Below are 16,786 nucleotides of genomic sequence, written 5' to 3'. Positions count from 1 at the left end.
TGACCCTTCTGTACAAGTCGTTCAAATCAGATGTGGCAAAACGGCCCCCGTCCAGAGGAACCAGCGGCCTCAAGTCAGGCGGAAGAACAGGCACCACATTAAGTATCATCCACTCAGGTCTGTTGCCTGATGTTCTGAAGGCATCCACTACCTTCAGCCTCTTGGCAATCTTCTTTTTCTTGGCATCCGATGCCGTACTCCTCATTTCCTTTCTTAAAGGTGCAGACAGTTCCTCAAGATTAATCCTCTTTAACAACTCCTGAATTGCCTCTGCACCCATGCCTGCAACAAAACCATTATGTCCGTATTTTTCTATTTCCTTCTGGTATCTTTCATCACCCAGCAGTTCACCGCGGCTGAGTTCCGAATCTTTAGGGTCTATAACAACATAACTCTCATAATAAAGGACCTTTTCCAGTTCCTTGAGCGTCATGTCAAGTACAAGGCCTATCCTGCTGGGGAGACTCCTTAAAAACCATATATGGACAACAGGAATGGCAAGTTCTATATGTCCAAGCCTTGCCCTTCTTACCTTTGATGGAATGACCTCAACACCGCATTTTTCACAGGTAATACCCCTATGTTTCATCCTCTTATACTTTCCGCAGTTGCACTCAAAGTCTTTTACAGGACCGAATATCTTTGCACAAAAAAGCCCATCCCTTTCAGGCTTGAATGTCCTGTAGTTTATAGTCTCAGGCTTCTTAACCTCACCAAATGACCATTCCCTTATCTTATCAGGTGAAGCAAGAGATACCCTTACAGCATTAAAATCCATTGGTCTTTTCTGTTTATCAAAAAGCGATATTAAACTTTGCAAGGCAACCTCCCGTAAATTCGCTTCGCTCAAACTGTAAATTGTAAAATACAAATTCCCAATTCCCAATCTTCAATTTACAATTCTTTCTCAAGTCCCTTCCCGGGACATCATCAGACTTCACAGTTAGAAATTCCTTAAGTGTATGGGCAGCACCATAAGACTCCATTGCCCATACTTCCATTTCGCCAAGTCTCTGCCCTCCAAACTGTGCCTTACCGCCAAGCGGCTGCTGGGTTACAAGCGAATAAGGACCTGTGCTTCTGGCATGTATCTTATCATCAACCAGATGATGTAGTTTTAGCATATACATCACGCCAACAGTAACCTCCTGGTCAAATGGTTCACCGGTCCTTCCATCGTAAAGGACTGTCTTCCCGTTTTGTCTTAAGCCTGTTTTTACGAGAAGTCCTTTTATCTCCTGTTCTGTGGCACCGTCAAAGACAGGGCTTGCCATACAAATGCCTCTTCCTGCCCTTTTTGCAACCAAAGTTACCTCTCCGTCAGAGAGTTCGTTTATAAATCTGCTGATTTCAGGCGATGCATATGTCTTTTTTAGTCTTTCACGCAAGGCATTGGTGCTAAAATTTGTTTTCAGATAATCGTCTATTTCTTTACCCAGTTCTCTGGCAGCCATACCAAGATGGGTTTCCAGTATCTGCCCCACATTCATCCTTGACGGCACACCAAGTGGATTTAAAATCATATCAATGGGTGTTCCATCTGCAAGATACGGCATATCCTCTTTAGGAAGTATTCTGGATACAACACCCTTATTCCCATGTCTTCCAGCCACTTTATCACCAACAGAAACCTTTCTCTTCATGGCAATATATACCTTGACCATCTTGATGACACCGGGCGGCAGTTCGTCTCCCCTTTTCAACCTATTCACCCTTTCATCAAAAACAACCTTTATTAAATCAATCTGTTCACTTAGACCCTCAACAACAGTCTTCACTTCATCATCTGTATCCTCATCACCGGTAATTATGTTATGCCATTTGTCCTTTGGTATATTCGCAAGTATCTCTTCTGTTATAACCTTCCCTTTTGAAATAAGGATATTCCCTTTCCTGTCCTGCAATTTAACACTTGATTTCTTGCTAATAAGAAGTTTTTTAATCCGCTTATATCCGTCTTCTTTTGCAATCACAATCTCATCATCGCGGTCTTTGGAGAGTCGGGCGATTTCTTTATCCTCTATTGATTTAGTCCTTTCATCCTTATCCGCACCCTTTCTTGAAAATACCTTTGCATCAATAATAATACCTTCTATCCCCGGCGGAACCCTTAAGGATGTATCCTTAACATCTTCTGCCTTTTCACCAAAAATGGCGCGAAGGAGTTTTTCCTCAGGAGACATCTGTGTTTCACCTTTTGGTGTAATCTTCCCAACCAGTATATCGCCAGATTTTACCTCTGCACCTATCCGTATTATGCCGCTTTCACAAAGATCCTTGAGCGCCTCCTCACCTACATTTGGGATATCCCGTGTTATCTCTTCCTTGCCCATCTTTATATCCCTTGCAACTATCTCAAACTCTTCTATATGAACTGATGTAAACAGGTCATCCTCCAGAAGCCTCTCATTTATAAGTATGGAATCCTCAAAGTTATAACCACCCCATGACATGAATGCGACCAGTATATTCCTTCCAAGTGCAAGTTCACCTAGTTCTGTTGATGTCCCGTCTGCAATTATATCGCCTGCTTTAACCTTTTCTCCCTTTTTTATAATCGGTCTCTGATTTATGCATGTATTCTGATTTGACCTTCTAAACTTTGAAAGATTGTATGTATCCACATGCCCTGAAACTTTATTCCTTATCATTATCCTTGACGAATCAATGTCCTCAACCACACCATCCCTTTTTGCGATAACAACAACGCCTGAATCCCTAGCAACTATAGATTCCATCCCTGTCCCGACAAGAGGGGATTCTGACTGGATGAGTGGTACAGCCTGTCTCTGCATATTTGACCCCATGAGGGCCCTGTTTGCATCATCATTTTCAAGAAACGGAATAAGAGATGCAGCAACACTGACCATCTGGTTTGGAGACACATCCATGAGGGTAATATCTTCAGGTCTTGCCATAACAAAATCCCCTGATTTCCTTGCTGAAACGAATTCTGTAGTAAACCCGCCATCCTTATCAATTACGGCATTTGCCTGTGCTATAGTATGGTTTTCCTCATCTAATGCAGAAAGGTATTTTATTCTATCAGTCACCCTGCCACCGGTCACCTCTCTGTAAGGCGTCTCTATAAAACCAAATTCATTTACCCTTGCATAGGTTGAAAGAGAAACGATAAGTCCTATATTAGGCCCTTCAGGGGTTTCTATAGGACAACTCCTGCCGTAGTGGGTTGCGTGAACATCTCTAACCTCAAATCCTGCCCTTTCCCTTGTAAGTCCCCCTGGCCCAAGGGCAGACAGTCTTCTCTTATGGGTAATTTCAGAGAGTGGATTTGTCTGGTCCATGAACTGTGACAACTGGCTTGAACCAAAAAATTCCTTTACTACAGCAGAAACAGGCTTTGGGTTGATGAGGTCATGCGGCATCATAGTCTCTATATCACCGAGACTCATCCTCTCTTTAATTGTCCTCTCCATGCGCAGCAGTCCTATCCTGTACTGATTTTCCAGGAGTTCACCGACACATCTCACCCTCCTGTTGCCTAAATGGTCTATATCATCAATACTGCCCTGTCCATTTTTTAAGCCAATCAGGTACTTAACTGCCGCAAGTATATCCTCTTTCCGTAAAATAGTATTCTCCAGCGGCACATCAAACCCGAATTTACGGTTTATCTTAAGTCTTCCAACCTTTGAAAGGTCATATCTTTCACTTGAAAAGAAAAGATTATTAAAATGTTTGTTGGCGCTGTCCACAGTTGGAGGTTCACCAGGCCTGAGTCTTTTGCAAATCTCAAGTCTTGCATTAAATGTCATATTTGTGGTTAAGTTATCAGGATGGGTTTTTTTATATTCCTGAACAGGTCTTGTCTCCTCATTGCCAATTTTATCATTTACAAGGGTATCCCTTAAAGAACTGCCAATAGCATCAATAAATAATATATCAAATTTCTTGATACCTCTTTTTTTTATCTCTAAAAATTTTTCATTTGTAACAGGCTGGTTGCATTCAAGTATTACCTCTCCTGTTAAATTGTCAACTATATCTCTGGATGCCAGTTTCCCGATAATTTCTTCTATTTCAACCGGTATATATTTTACTCCGGCTGCCACAAGTTTTTTTATCATGACCTTGTTGAACTTGCGGTCTTTCTTAATAATCACTTCCCCTGTTTTAGGGTCTTTAATATCCTTACCGGCCTTGTATCCAACAAGATGGTCCGGTTTAACAGTCTTCAAACTGCCCTTCTCGTCAAGAACAATTGTTTCACTTGGGTAGAAGTAGTTCAGTAGCTCTTCTTCTGAAAATCCCAGTGCCTTTAAAAGTGCGGTGGACAGCATCTTCCTGCGCTTATCAATGCGGACATACAGCCAGTCCTTCTGGTCAAATTCAAAATCAAGCCATGAACCGCGATATGGTATTACCCTTGCAGTAAATTGCAGTTTGCCGCTAAGAGAACCTTTGGTTTTATCATATTCAAAAAAGACCCCAGGAGAACGGTGGAGCTGGCTTACTATAGCCCTCTCGGTGCCATTTATTATAAATGTCCCTGTTTCACTCATAAGGGGAATCTCACCAAAATACACCTCCTGCTCCTTTATATCCCTTATGCTATTTACACCTGTATTTGTATTAGTATCCTTATCCCATACAATCAATCTGACAGTAATCTTCACAGGTGCAGCAAATGTCACACCCCTTTCCCTGCACTCCTCAACCGTATATTTAGGTTCCTCAAGGGAATAACCTGCAAATTCCAACGAAGACTTATTGCTAAAATCTTTTATAGGAAAAACACTTTTAAAAACAGCCTGCAGCCCTATATCCTGTCTCTGGTCTGGTTTTAAGTTCTTTTGAAGAAACTGGTCAAAAGACCTCTTTTGAATCTCAATAAGGTTCGGTATGTCCGCCACCTTTTTGATACGGGAAAAGTTCTTTCTTAAAACCATATTGTTTGCTAAAGAGTACGGCATCTATTTATTCTCCATTTAGGCTTGAAGGCTTGAAGGCTTAAGGCTAATGGCTAAAGGTTTTTCCCTTTTGCCATTTGCCTCTCGCCTTTTGCCCTTTACCTTCAGCCTTCAACCTTTATTATTTAATCTCTACCTCTGCACCTACTGCTGTTAATTGCTTTTTAATATTTTCAGCATCTGCCTTTGACACGCCGTCTTTTAATGTTTTTGGTGCACCCTCAACCAGATCTTTAGCCTCTTTTAAACCCAATGATGTTATAGCCCTTACCTCTTTTATGACCTTAATTTTATCAGCGCCTACAGACTTCAGTATTACACTAAACTCTGTTTTCTCTTCAGCCGCAGCGGCCTGAACCGCACCACCTGCCGTGGATGGAGCAGCGGATGCGGCAGGTGCAGCGGCAGTAACACCAAATTTATTTTCCAATTCCTTTACCAGTTCTGACAGTTCAAGGACTGTCATCCCTTCAATATATTTTACTACATCCTCTTTTGTAATCTCTGCCATTTTTTAAGACCTCCTTTTTTTAAGTTATGGAGTTAAGGAGTTTTGGAGTTGAGGAGTTTAACTCCTTAACTCTTTAACTCATCAACTCATTAACTCTTTGTTAGTTTTTATTGCGTCAAGCGTATATACAAATTTTCGCGGCACAGCACGGAGCACACTGACAAGCCTTCCTGCCCCTGCCATGCTCATAACCCCTATAAGTTTACTAAGAAGAACCTCTATTGCAGGCAGTTCAGATAATGATTTGATTGCACTTACATCAATAGCCCTGCTGCCGAGAAGCCCTGCCTTGAGTTTAAAGTTAGACTGGCCTCTTGCAAATTGAGAGAGTACCTTTGCTGCTGAAACAGGGTCACCGTAAGATAACGCTACAACAGTTGGACCCTCAAAAAAGTTATTGAGAGATTCACCATCTGTCCCATGCAGCGCAATCTTTGCAAGGGTATTCTTTACTACCTTCAAATCAACTGAGACATCTCTTAAGGATTTCCGTAAAGCTGTGATTTCTTCTACTTTCAATCCGCGATAATCTGCAATAAAGGCAGCCTTTGCCCTTTTAAATCTCTCCTGAAGGTCTTTAACTGCTGAAATCTTACTTTCTCTATGCACCTTTTATCCCCCCTTTCTATCCTTGATTTTTTTGTCAAAGACAGAAACGAGTTAAAGAGTTTATGAGTTAGAGAGTTTGGGAGTAAAAAAAAATTTAACTCTTTAACTCCTTCAACTCCTTAACCCCTTAACTTACTTTTTCGTCTCGGCAGGACATTAAGCCAATAAAACTACAGTGAATGGTGAACAGTGAATAGTTTTTACTATCTACTATTCACTAACAACTATTCACTGTAGTTATGGCACCTGCTGTCTTTGACCGTTATACTAAAGTGGAAAGTGCAAAGCGAAAAGTGTAAAACAAAGGTACATTAGTTTTTAGTTTTTCGCTTTCTGTTTTTCACTTTTTTATATCTTATTTAAACATATCTCTCACATGAACAGGGTCTATCTTAATACCAGGACCCATAGTTGTTGAAACAGTTATGCCCTTCAGATAAATCCCTTTACTGCTAGAAGGCTTTGCCTTTACGATGATATCCAACAGGGCGTCCAGATTGCCTTTTAATTTGTCAGCACCGAATGAAATCTTCCCGAATGGGCAATGCACATTGCCAGCCTTATCAACTTTAAACTCAACCTTCCCTGCCTTTGCGTCCTTTACTGCCTTTGCAATGTCAAATGTAACTGTTCCTGTCTTTGGATTCGGCATCAGCCCTCTCGGACCAAGAACCTTGCCAATCTTTCCAACAGCACCCATCATGTCAGGAGTGGCAATAGCGCTATCAAAGTCCAGCCAGCCTTTTGAAACCTTTTCTATAAGTTCCTCTGCCCCTGCATAATCTGCACCTGCATCCCGTGCCTCTTTTTCTTTTTCACCTTTGGCAAAAACAAGGACTTTGATATCCTTACCTATACCATTGGGAAGAACTACTGTACCTCTTACCATCTGCTCAGGGTGTTTTGGGTCAACCCCTAGACGAACAGCAAGGTCAACTGTCTCATCAAAATTTGCAGTTTTAATATCAGATACCAGTTTTACAGCATCTTCTATAGTATAATTTTTACCTTCTTGAATCTTCTTCTTTGCAGTAATATATTTTTTCCCAAGGTTTGCCATATATCTATCCCTCCACAACTATTCCCATATTGCGTGCAGTGCCTTCTATGGTTTTTACCGCCGCATCAATGTTTGATGCAGTTAAATCCTGCATCTTTAATTTAGCAATGTCCATTACTTGCTGTTTTGTTACCTTGCCAACCTTGTTCTTATTCGGCGTGCCAGAACCCTTCTCAATCCCTGCAGCCTTTAATAACAAGATAGATGCAGGTGGTGTTTTGGTGATAAAAGAAAAAGTCCTGTCTATATACACTGTAATAACAACAGGAGTTATCATGCCTTCTTCCTTTTGCGTCTTTGCATTGAACTGCTTGCAAAACTCCATTATATTTACACCATGCTGCCCGAGTGCGGGTCCAACGGGTGGAGAAGGATTTGCCTTGCCTGCCGGAATCTGTAGTTTAATCTGCGTAATAACCTTTTTTGCCATATTTTATCTCCTTAAAATACAGGTTATGGGCTATAGGCTATGGGCAATAGGTTATGAATTCCTATCGCCTATTGCCCATCGCCCATTGCCTGTCTTTATACCTTTTCAACCTGAATAAAATCAACTTCCACAGGTGTTGCCCTGCCAAATATACTTACAAGCACCTTAAGTTTCCCTTTATCAGGCTTAACTTCTTCAACCACCCCTGTAAAATTCGTAAAAGGTCCATCAACAACTCTAATACCTTCACCCCTCTCAAAAGAAACCCGTGGTTTTGGTCTCGCTGCACCTTCTTCCATCTGATGGGTTATCTTTTTCACATCATCTTCTGAAATAAAAGTAGGGGTGGTTCCCCCGCCAACAAACCCTGTTACCTTTGGCGTATTTTTTACAAGGTGCCATGTATCATCATTCAATTCCATTTTTACAAGGATATACCCCGGAAAGAATTTTCTGGAGGTTATTCTCTTCTCACCCTTTACCATCTCCACAATCTTTTCTGATGGGATAATGACCTCTGAGAAAAACTCCTGCATCCCTGCCGTCTTAATCCTTTCCTCAAGTGAAGCCTTTACCCTGTTTTCATAACCTGAATATGTGTGTACCACATACCACTTCTTTGCCATAATACCTCAACTAAGTATATATTTTACAACCTTTGCAAGAACCAAATCCACGATACCAAGAAAAATAGAGATGACAACCACAACCCCTAAAACAACCCATGTTGATGCCATAACATGCTGCTTGGTTGACCAAGTCACCTTTCGTAGTTCCTGTCTTGCTTCAAGCAAAAACTGTTTTGCATTTTCTATGAATTCCATATATCCCTCTTTATAAATAGTAAAATGTGATATGTGAGAACTGGGGATGCAATACACCTCATCTCACACCTTATTTCTTACTTCTTACATTTTTCACATCTCACTTTTAACTGGCAGGAATTGTATTTTTCTGGCAGGCCAGGAGGGATTCGAACCCCCAACACTCGGTTTTGGAGACCGATGATCTAGCCGTTAGAGCTACTGGCCTGTATTTAAAAGACAATTATCAATTAAGAATTACGAATTAAAAATTCATAATTGCTTTACTTTGTTTCCTTGTGAAGCGTATGCTTTCTGCAATGTTCACAGAATTTTTTTAATTCCAATTTCTCTGTAACAGTTTTTTTATTTTTTGTTGTTGTGTAATTTCTGTTTTTACACTCTGTACATGCTAGTGTGATAATATCTCTCATATCCTTCTCCCTTTAAAGACAGTGAATAGTGAACAGTAATTAGTGAATGGTGAATAATGAACAGTGAATAGTTTTTACTATCTACTATTTACTAACGACTGTTCACTGTAGTTATTCTTACGCCAATACCTTAGTTACAACCCCTGCGCCTACTGTCCTGCCTCCCTCTCTTACCGCAAACCGAAGTCCATCTTCCATCGCTATCGGCATTATTAACTCTACTTCTATACTAACATTGTCCCCAGGCATCACCATCTCCACACCCTCAGGTAATTGGGCTATCCCAGTAACATCTGTCGTCCTAAAATAAAACTGAGGCCTGTAACCATTGAAAAATGGCGTGTGCCTCCCGCCTTCCTCTTTCGTTAATATATATACCTCTGCCTTAAACTTCGTATGCGGCGTTATTGAACCAGGCTTCGCTAATACCTGTCCCCTCTCTACTTCCTCTTTCTTAGTGCCTCTTAAAAGTGCCCCTATATTGTCTCCTGCCCTGCCTTCGTCCAAAAGCTTCCTGAACATCTCTACCCCTGTTACTACTGTCTTGGTCGTGGGCTTGAGTCCTACTATCTCTATCTCTTCCCCTACCTTTACTGTCCCTCTCTCTACCCTGCCGGTTACTACTGTCCCCCTCCCTGATATGGAAAATACATCCTCAACAGGCATGAGAAACGGCTTGTCTACCGCCCTCTTAGGCTCAGGTATATATGCGTCAAGGGCATCAAGAAGTTTTATTATAGACTGCTCTCCCAACTCCCCCTTGTCCCCTTCTAATGCCTTTAATGCACTGCCTTTGATAAATGGTATCTCATCACCTGGAAATTTGTACTTGCTTAATAATTCCCTTACCTCTAATTCTACTAAATCCAGCAGTTCCTTGTCATCAAGCATGTCAACCTTGTTCAAATATACCACTATATACGGAACCCCTACCTGTCTGGCAAGAAGTATATGCTCCCTCGTCTGCGGCATAGGACCATCAGCAGCACTAACCACAAGTATCGCACCATCCATCTGGGCAGCCCCAGTTATCATGTTCTTTATATAATCTGCATGCCCAGGACAGTCTACATGGGCATAGTGCCTCTTGTCTGTCTGATATTCTACATGGCTTATGCTTATTGTAACCCCCCTCTCCCTCTCCTCAGGGGATTTGTCTATCTGGTCATATGCAAGAAATTCAGCAAATCCCTTCTGGCTTAATGTCTTTGTTATCGCCGCTGTTAGTGTGGTCTTCCCATGGTCTACATGCCCTATAGTCCCTACATTTATGTGCGGCTTCGTCCTCTCAAATTTAGCCTTGCTCATAAAAACCTCCTGTTAAAAGAAAATTCAAATATTAAATATCAAAAATCAAAATTAAGGAAATTTATTTTTATATTTTAATCTGTCATTTTGATTTTTGCATTTTGATTTTTGATTTTTATTTTCCTTGCACCTTTGCAATAATATCTTCTGCAACGGATGAAGGCACCTGTTCATAATGAGAAAACTGCATTGTAAATGTTGCCCTGCCTTGTGTTGCTGAACGAAGATCCGTTGAATATCCAAACATATTTGCAAGAGGCACCTTTGACTGAATCACCTGAAATCCAGCCCTAGTATCCATCCCCATAATTCTACCCCTTCTTGAACTTAAGTTTCCTATTACATCACCCATAAACTGTTCAGGAACCACCACCTCAACATCCATTATAGGTTCTAACAAAATCGGTGATGCCTTTCTGCACCCATCCTTAAATGCCATTGAACCTGCTATCTTAAATGCCATTTCTGATGAATCAACATCATGATATGAACCATCAAATAATGAAACCTTTATATCAACTGCAGGATAACCTGCAAGGACACCTGTATCTATTGCCTCCCTGATACCCTTTTCAACAGCAGGTATATATTCCTTTGGAACCGTACCGCCGACAATATCATTCTCAAATACAAAACCGCCGCCCGGCTCCATAGGCTCAACATTGATCCATACATGACCATACTGACCCCTGCCGCCTGTCTGACGAATATATTTACCTTCTACTTCAACCTTTTTAGTAATGGTCTCTTTATACGCAACCTGAGGCTTACCAACATTTGCCTCTACCTTAAATTCTCTCAAGAGTCTGTCTACAATAATCTCCAGATGCAGTTCACCCATCCCTGATATTATAGTCTGCCCTGTTTCTTCATCAGTCTTGACTCTGAACGATGGATCTTCTATTGCAAGTTTCTGCAAAGATATGCCAAGTTTTTCCTGGTCAGCCTTTGTCTTAGGCTCTATAGCAATACTCATAACAGGTTCAGGGAAGTCTATTGACTCAAGGATTATGGGTTTATTTTCATCACACAAGGTGTCGCCTGTAATTGTATTCTTTAACCCAACTGCTGCTGCTATATCACCTGCATACACCTCTTTTATATCTTCTCTCTTGTTTGCATGCATCTTGAGGAGCCTTCCAATCCTCTCCTTATGCCCCTTTGTAGCATTATATATATATGAGCCTGAATCAAGGGTCCCTGAATATACCCTGAAAAATGTTAGTTGCCCGACAAACTGGTCTGTCATTATCTTGAAGGCAAGTGCAGCAAATGGAGCGTTGTCATTAGTCTCCCTTGTCTCCTCCTGATTTGTATCAGGGTTAATACCTGTTTTAGCAGGGATATCTACTGGCGCAGGAAGATAATCTATAACAGCATCCAGCATAGGCTGAACACCCTTGTTTTTAAAGGATGAGCCGCATATAGTAGGCGTTATACCCATTGAAATCGTCCCTTTTCTAATAGCAGCCTTGAGCTCAGCCGCACTTATATTTTCGCCGTTTAAATACCTTTCCATAAGTCTCTCATCAAAGTCTGCTGCTGTCTCTATAAGTTTATCTCTGTACTGCTGAGCAATCTCTTTCATGTCTGCAGGGATTTCTTCGAGATGATATTTCGCACCTAAAGTTGACTCATCCCATATAACTGCATTCATATTTACAAGGTCAACAACACCTCTAAAATTATCCTCTGAACCAACAGGCAGTTGTATTACAGCAGGTCTTGTCTTGAGTCTGTCAACCATCATATTTATAACTCGTGTGTAATCTGCCCCAACTCTATCCATCTTATTTACAAATGCAATCCTTGGGACACGATATTTGTCAGCCTGTCTCCAAACTGTTTCTGACTGCGGTTCAACACCGCCAACTGCACAAAATACCGCTACAGCACCATCTAAAACCCGCAAAGATCTTTCTACCTCTATTGTAAAATCTACATGCCCGGGTGTGTCAATGATGTTGATGCGGTTGTCTTTCCATAAGCATGTGGTTGCAGCAGATGTAATGGTAATGCCTCTTTCCTGTTCCTGAACCATCCAGTCCATAACTGCAGTTCCGTCATGCACTTCACCGATTTTATAAGAAACACCTGTATAATAGAGAATCCTTTCTGTTGTAGTAGTCTTCCCTGCATCTATATGTGCCATTATCCCTATATTTCTTGTCTTTTCTAATGATACTACCCTTGCCATCTTGTCGCTTTGCTCCTATTGGAAAATGCAAATTGTAAATTTTAAATTGTAAATTTGTTTGCTTTTTCATTTTAAAATTTTCAATTTTCAATCTTCAATTTACAATTAATATTAAAAAAACTTACCACCTGTAATGGGCAAATGCCTTATTTGCCTCTGCCATCTTATGCACATCCTCTCTCTTTTTAACCGCACTGCCCTTATTATTATATGCATCCATTAGTTCGCCTGCCAATTTTTCAACCATTGACTTTTCACTTCTCGTATCGGCATATGCTGTCAACCATCTTATGGCAAGTGCCAGTTTTCTATCACTTCTAACTTCCACAGGCACCTGATATGTAGCACCTCCAACCCTTCTTGACCTTACCTCAACAGACGGCTTAACATTATCAATTGCCTTCTTAAGAATTTTTATTGGATCATCCTTTGTCTTTTCCTTTATCCTGTCCAGAGATTTATATAGTATAGATTCAGCAAGGCTTTTCTTGCCCTCTTTCATTATACCATTAACAAATCTGGTAATAAGTTTATCATTGTATTTAGGATCTGGCAGTATATCTCTTTTAGGGGTTTTCCCTTTTCTTGACATTTAAAAACCTCCTTGTCGCTTCGCTCCATTGTAAAATGGAAATTGTAAGTTTCAGATTTTAAATTTTATAAACATTTTGCAATTCCCAATTTACAATCTTCAATTTACAATTTACTTAGGTTTCTTTGCGCCGTATTTTGAACGACTCTGCTTCCTGTTCTGCACACCAACTGAGTCAAGGGTTCCCCTTACTATGTGATACCTTACACCAGGCAGGTCCTTAACCCTTCCACCGCGTATAAGAACAACAGAATGTTCCTGAAGGTTATGCCCTATGCCCGGTATATACGAAGTAACTTCCATACCATTTGTGAGTCTTACCCTCGCAACCTTTCTGAGTGCAGAGTTTGGCTTCTTAGGGGTAGTAGTATAAACCCTTGTGCAAACCCCTCTCTTCTGCGGACATTCCTTAAGTGCAGGAGACGAGGTTTTACACCTTACCTTTTGTCTACCCTTTCTTACAAGTTGATTTACTGTTGGCATCTGATAAAAACCCTCTTTCTTTCAAACTTACTTACTACCACTGTATAATTAAGGTTTACAGGTGGAGTAAAATTTATTTAATCTATCAACTTAGATTTTACTTGTCAAGCAGTTTTTGGCAGTTTAGTGTTTTCTTACTGTTTTTCTGCAATTTCCTGCTCCTGCGGCACTTCAGATACTATATCTACATTTTTATACTTATGAAAACCTGTGCCAGCAGGTATAAGCCTCCCCATAATGACATTTTCCTTAAGCCCCCTCAAATAATCTATCCTGCCAGATATACTTGCCTCTGTCAGGACCCTTGTGGTCTCCTGAAACGATGCAGCGGAGATAAAACTATCCGTTGAAAGCGATGCCTTTGTTATACCCTGCAAAAGCGGTTCTGCTGTTGCAGGTCTACCCTTCTTTGCAAGAACCTTTGCATTCTCTTCTTCAAATACAGCCCTGTCAACCTGTTCACCTGTAAGAAGGTCCGTATCTCCTGTATCCTTAATCTTTACCTTTCTAAGCATCTGCCTCACTATGACCTCAATATGTTTGTCATTGATTTTAACCCCCTGCAATCTATAAACCTCCTGAACCTCATCCACCAGATACTTTGCCAGTTCCTGAACACCAAGAACACTCAATATATCATGCGGATTTACAGAACCGTCCATCAATGGTTCCCCTGCCCCAACCATATCACCATCGCGTACACTTATATGTTTGCCTTTTGGAATAAGATATTCTTTGGGTTCTCCAATCTCTGGTGTAATAATTATCTTCCTTTTCCCCTTAGTGTCTTTTCCAAATGACACTATACCATCAATCTCGCTTATCACAGCACATTCCTTAGGTTTCCTTGCCTCAAAGAGTTCTGCAACCCTTGGCAGACCTCCTGTAATATCCTTTGTCTTTGTTGTCTCTCTCGGAATCTTCGCTATAACATCACCTGCCTTAATCTCGTCCCATTCCGAAGCCATAATAATTGCACCTACAGGCAACAGATACCTTGCCTCTATATCCCTGCCGGGCACCTTCAATGTCTTACCGCTTGAATCCTTTATGGAAACCCTTGGTCTAAAATCGCCTTCCTTATGACTGACTATGACCTTACTGGAAAGTCCTGTAATCTCATCAACCTGTTCTTTTATAGTCTTGCCTTCTTCTATATCACCGAACTTGATTCTTCCTGATGTCTCTGCAATTATTGGTATAGTATATGGGTCCCATTCTGCAAGGACTGTGCCTGCCTTTACCTTCTGCCCTTCTTTAACCTTGAGTTTGGCACCATATGTAACCGGGTTTCTCTCCCGTTCTCTTCCATGTTCATCCTGTATAATAATCTCGCCGCGTCTGTTCATTGTAACAAGATCGCCTCTTGAGTTAGCAGCAATAGTAAAGTCATGAAATTTTATAATACCGTCGTGCCTTGCCTCTATGGCAGTCTGTGCTGCCATCCTGCTTGCTGTACCACCGATATGAAATGTCCTCATGGTCAACTGGGTCCCTGGTTCACCTATAGACTGTGCTGCAATGACTCCTACTGCCTCACCGATATCAGCGATTCTGCCTCTGGCAAGGTCCCTCCCATAACATTTTCTGCATATACCTCTCTTGGACCTGCATGTCAGAACTGACCTTATCTTTATCTTTTCAATACCTGCATCATCTATCTGTTTTACCTTATCCTCATCTATCTCATCATTTGCTTCAATAATGATTTTATCGCTGAATGGGTCAACTATATCTTCAAGGGCAACCCTGCCGAGAATCCTCTCTCCAATAGGCTCTACAATCTCACCGCCCTCCATAAGGGATGACATATAGATGCCGTCTATGGTTTCGCAATCATCTTCTGCAATTATAACATCCTGCGCAACATCAACGAGCCTTCTGGTAAGATAACCTGAATTTGCTGTCTTGAGCGCGGTATCAGCAAGACCTTTCCTCGCACCATGTGTAGAGATAAAGTACTGCAGAACTGTCAACCCTTCTCTGAAATTGGCTGTAATTGGCGCCTCTATAATCTCACCTGATGGTTTTGCCATAAGACCCCTCATGCCAGCCAGCTGTCTTATCTGTTCAGCAGAACCCCTTGCCCCTGAATCTGCCATCATAAATATTGGATTAAAACTCGGAACCTTTTTCTCTTTGCCATTTTCATCAAGAGCTGTTTCTGTTCCAAGTCCCTTAAGCATCGCTGCCTTAACCTCTTCAGCTGCCCTGGCCCATATATCTATAACCTTATTATACCTCTCACCATCTGTTATCAGCCCTTCGTTATACTGCTTTTGAATCTCCTGAACCTCTTTATACGCCTTGTCAAGCACTTCGGTCTTTTCTGCAGGTATCTTCATATCATCAATACATATTGATATGCCTGCCTTTGTTGCGTACCAGTACCCCATATTCTTAAGTTGGTCAGCAAGTATAACAGTCTTTTTATCACCTGCAGCCCTGTAGCAGGTATCAATCAGGTTTGCCAGATGCTTCTTATCCATTACCATGTTTATTAAATCAAATGGGACTTCAGAAGGGACGATTTCCCTGAGTATAATCCTTCCAACTGTAGTTTCTTCAATCTCTCCATCTATCCTGACCTTTATGCATGCCTGCAGATTAACCACACCTGTATCGTATGCTATCCTCACTTCTTCTGGAGAGGAGAACAGCCTTCCCTCCCCCTTTACACCATATCTTTCCCTTGTAAGGTAGTAGAGTCCAAGAACAATATCCTGCGTTGGGATAATTATGGGCTTACCAGAGGCAGGGGAAAGGATATTGTTTGTTGACATCATAAGGATCCTTGCCTCTGCCTGTGCCTCAATAGACAATGGAATATGGACAGCCATCTGGTCACCGTCAAAGTCTGCATTGAATGCAGTACATACAAGGGGATGAAGTTGTATTGCCTTGCCTTCTATAAGAACAGGCTCAAATGCCTGAATGCCAAGACGATGCAGGGTGGGTGCCCTGTTTAAGAGTACAGGATGCTCCCTTATAACTTCGTCAAGCACATCCCATACTTCAGACTTTTCTTTCTCTACCATCTTTTTTGCAGCCTTTATGGTTGTGCAATAACCTCTTTCCTCAAGTTTGTGGTAAATGAACGGCTTAAAGAGTTCCAGTGCCATTCTCTTCGGCAGTCCGCATTGATGAAGTTTTAAATCAGGGCCAATAACAATAACAGACCTTCCTGAATAATCAACCCGTTTGCCAAGCAGGTTCTGTCTGAATCTTCCGCCCTTGCCTTTAATCATATCAGAAAGGGATTTTAGCGGCCTCTTGTTCTGTCCTGTAACCACCCTTCCTCTTCTGCCATTATCAAACAGCGCGTCAACAGCCTCCTGAAGCATCCTCTTCTCATTTCTCACAATGATGTCAGGGGCACTTAATTCCATTAACCTCTTTAGCCTGTTATTTCTGTTAATGACCCTTCT

General features: G+C 41.3%; 14 protein-coding genes and 1 tRNA gene. All 15 read right to left on the bottom strand.

What is annotated here, in order from left to right:
- On the bottom strand, positions 1-820 hold an 820-nt coding region (locus HZC45_04875), incomplete at its 3' end, for a DNA-directed RNA polymerase subunit beta' (protein ID MBI5682482.1).
- The gene (rpoB, locus tag HZC45_04870) at positions 795-4,934 is read right to left on the bottom strand and encodes a DNA-directed RNA polymerase subunit beta (GenBank protein ID MBI5682481.1); all 4,140 of its coding nucleotides are present in this window, start codon (positions 4,932-4,934) and stop codon (positions 795-797) included. The genes rpoB and HZC45_04875, both read right to left, overlap by 26 nt.
- Before the next feature lie 118 nt (positions 4,935-5,052).
- Complete coding sequence (rplL, locus tag HZC45_04865) at positions 5,053-5,442, bottom strand: 50S ribosomal protein L7/L12 (protein ID MBI5682480.1); 390 nt, start codon at positions 5,440-5,442, stop codon at positions 5,053-5,055.
- 81 nt (positions 5,443-5,523) lie between these two features.
- Complete coding sequence (gene rplJ, locus HZC45_04860; protein MBI5682479.1) at positions 5,524-6,051, bottom strand: 50S ribosomal protein L10; 528 nt, start codon at positions 6,049-6,051, stop codon at positions 5,524-5,526.
- A 355-nt stretch (positions 6,052-6,406) separates the two neighbouring features.
- Complete coding sequence (locus tag HZC45_04855) at positions 6,407-7,111, bottom strand: 50S ribosomal protein L1 (protein ID MBI5682478.1); 705 nt, start codon at positions 7,109-7,111, stop codon at positions 6,407-6,409.
- Between the two features lie 4 nt (positions 7,112-7,115).
- Positions 7,116-7,541 carry a 50S ribosomal protein L11 gene (gene rplK / locus HZC45_04850; protein MBI5682477.1) on the bottom strand — a complete coding sequence of 142 codons (426 nt, stop codon included), beginning with the start codon at positions 7,539-7,541 and terminating at the stop codon, positions 7,116-7,118.
- A 95-nt stretch (positions 7,542-7,636) separates the two neighbouring features.
- Entirely contained in the window at positions 7,637-8,167 is a 531-nt protein-coding gene (gene nusG / locus HZC45_04845) for a transcription termination/antitermination protein NusG (GenBank protein ID MBI5682476.1), read from the bottom strand.
- A 6-nt stretch (positions 8,168-8,173) separates the two neighbouring features.
- On the bottom strand, positions 8,174-8,365 hold the full coding sequence (secE, locus tag HZC45_04840; protein MBI5682475.1) for a preprotein translocase subunit SecE: 192 nt from the start codon (positions 8,363-8,365) through the stop codon (positions 8,174-8,176).
- Positions 8,366-8,496: 131 nt separating this feature from the next.
- Positions 8,497-8,573, bottom strand: a tRNA-Trp gene (locus tag HZC45_04835).
- Positions 8,574-8,628: 55 nt separating this feature from the next.
- Entirely contained in the window at positions 8,629-8,778 is a 150-nt protein-coding gene (rpmG, locus tag HZC45_04830) for a 50S ribosomal protein L33 (GenBank protein MBI5682474.1), read from the bottom strand.
- Between the two features lie 117 nt (positions 8,779-8,895).
- Entirely contained in the window at positions 8,896-10,086 is a 1,191-nt protein-coding gene (tuf, locus tag HZC45_04825; GenBank protein ID MBI5682473.1) for an elongation factor Tu, read from the bottom strand.
- Positions 10,087-10,201: 115 nt separating this feature from the next.
- Positions 10,202-12,283, bottom strand: coding sequence for an elongation factor G (gene fusA / locus HZC45_04820; protein MBI5682472.1), 2,082 nt, complete (start codon positions 12,281-12,283; stop codon positions 10,202-10,204).
- A gap of 121 nt (positions 12,284-12,404) precedes the next feature.
- Positions 12,405-12,875, bottom strand: coding sequence for a 30S ribosomal protein S7 (gene rpsG / locus HZC45_04815; protein MBI5682471.1), 471 nt, complete (start codon positions 12,873-12,875; stop codon positions 12,405-12,407).
- Positions 12,876-12,986: 111 nt separating this feature from the next.
- Positions 12,987-13,358 carry a 30S ribosomal protein S12 gene (locus HZC45_04810; GenBank protein ID MBI5682470.1) on the bottom strand — a complete coding sequence of 124 codons (372 nt, stop codon included), beginning with the start codon at positions 13,356-13,358 and terminating at the stop codon, positions 12,987-12,989.
- 134 nt (positions 13,359-13,492) lie between these two features.
- The coding region (gene rpoC, locus HZC45_04805) for a DNA-directed RNA polymerase subunit beta' (GenBank protein MBI5682469.1) at positions 13,493-16,786 on the bottom strand (3,294 nt) is incomplete at its 5' end.

Source organism: Deltaproteobacteria bacterium, from assembly GCA_016223005.1.
Classification (GTDB): Bacteria; Desulfobacterota; GWC2-55-46; order UBA9637; family GWC2-42-11; genus JACRPW01.
The sequence above is the reverse complement of the archived record's forward strand: the minus strand, read 5'-3'. Positions and strand labels throughout refer to the sequence as shown.

What these genes read in the sequence shown, in the direction of transcription:
- rpoB (MBI5682481.1), bottom strand. Translation starts at nt 4,934, where the DNA reads ATGCCGTACTCTTTAGCAAACAATATGGTTTTAAGAAAGAACTTTTCC.
- rplL (MBI5682480.1), bottom strand. Translation starts at nt 5,442, where the DNA reads ATGGCAGAGATTACAAAAGAGGATGTAGTAAAATATATTGAAGGGATG.
- HZC45_04855 (MBI5682478.1), bottom strand. Translation starts at nt 7,111, where the DNA reads ATGGCAAACCTTGGGAAAAAATATATTACTGCAAAGAAGAAGATTCAA.
- rplK (MBI5682477.1), bottom strand. Translation starts at nt 7,541, where the DNA reads ATGGCAAAAAAGGTTATTACGCAGATTAAACTACAGATTCCGGCAGGC.
- nusG (MBI5682476.1), bottom strand. Translation starts at nt 8,167, where the DNA reads ATGGCAAAGAAGTGGTATGTGGTACACACATATTCAGGTTATGAAAAC.
- secE (MBI5682475.1), bottom strand. Translation starts at nt 8,365, where the DNA reads ATGGAATTCATAGAAAATGCAAAACAGTTTTTGCTTGAAGCAAGACAG.
- rpmG (MBI5682474.1), bottom strand. Translation starts at nt 8,778, where the DNA reads ATGAGAGATATTATCACACTAGCATGTACAGAGTGTAAAAACAGAAAT.
- tuf (MBI5682473.1), bottom strand. Translation starts at nt 10,086, where the DNA reads ATGAGCAAGGCTAAATTTGAGAGGACGAAGCCGCACATAAATGTAGGG.
- fusA (MBI5682472.1), bottom strand. Translation starts at nt 12,283, where the DNA reads ATGGCAAGGGTAGTATCATTAGAAAAGACAAGAAATATAGGGATAATG.
- rpsG (MBI5682471.1), bottom strand. Translation starts at nt 12,875, where the DNA reads ATGTCAAGAAAAGGGAAAACCCCTAAAAGAGATATACTGCCAGATCCT.
- HZC45_04810 (MBI5682470.1), bottom strand. Translation starts at nt 13,358, where the DNA reads ATGCCAACAGTAAATCAACTTGTAAGAAAGGGTAGACAAAAGGTAAGG.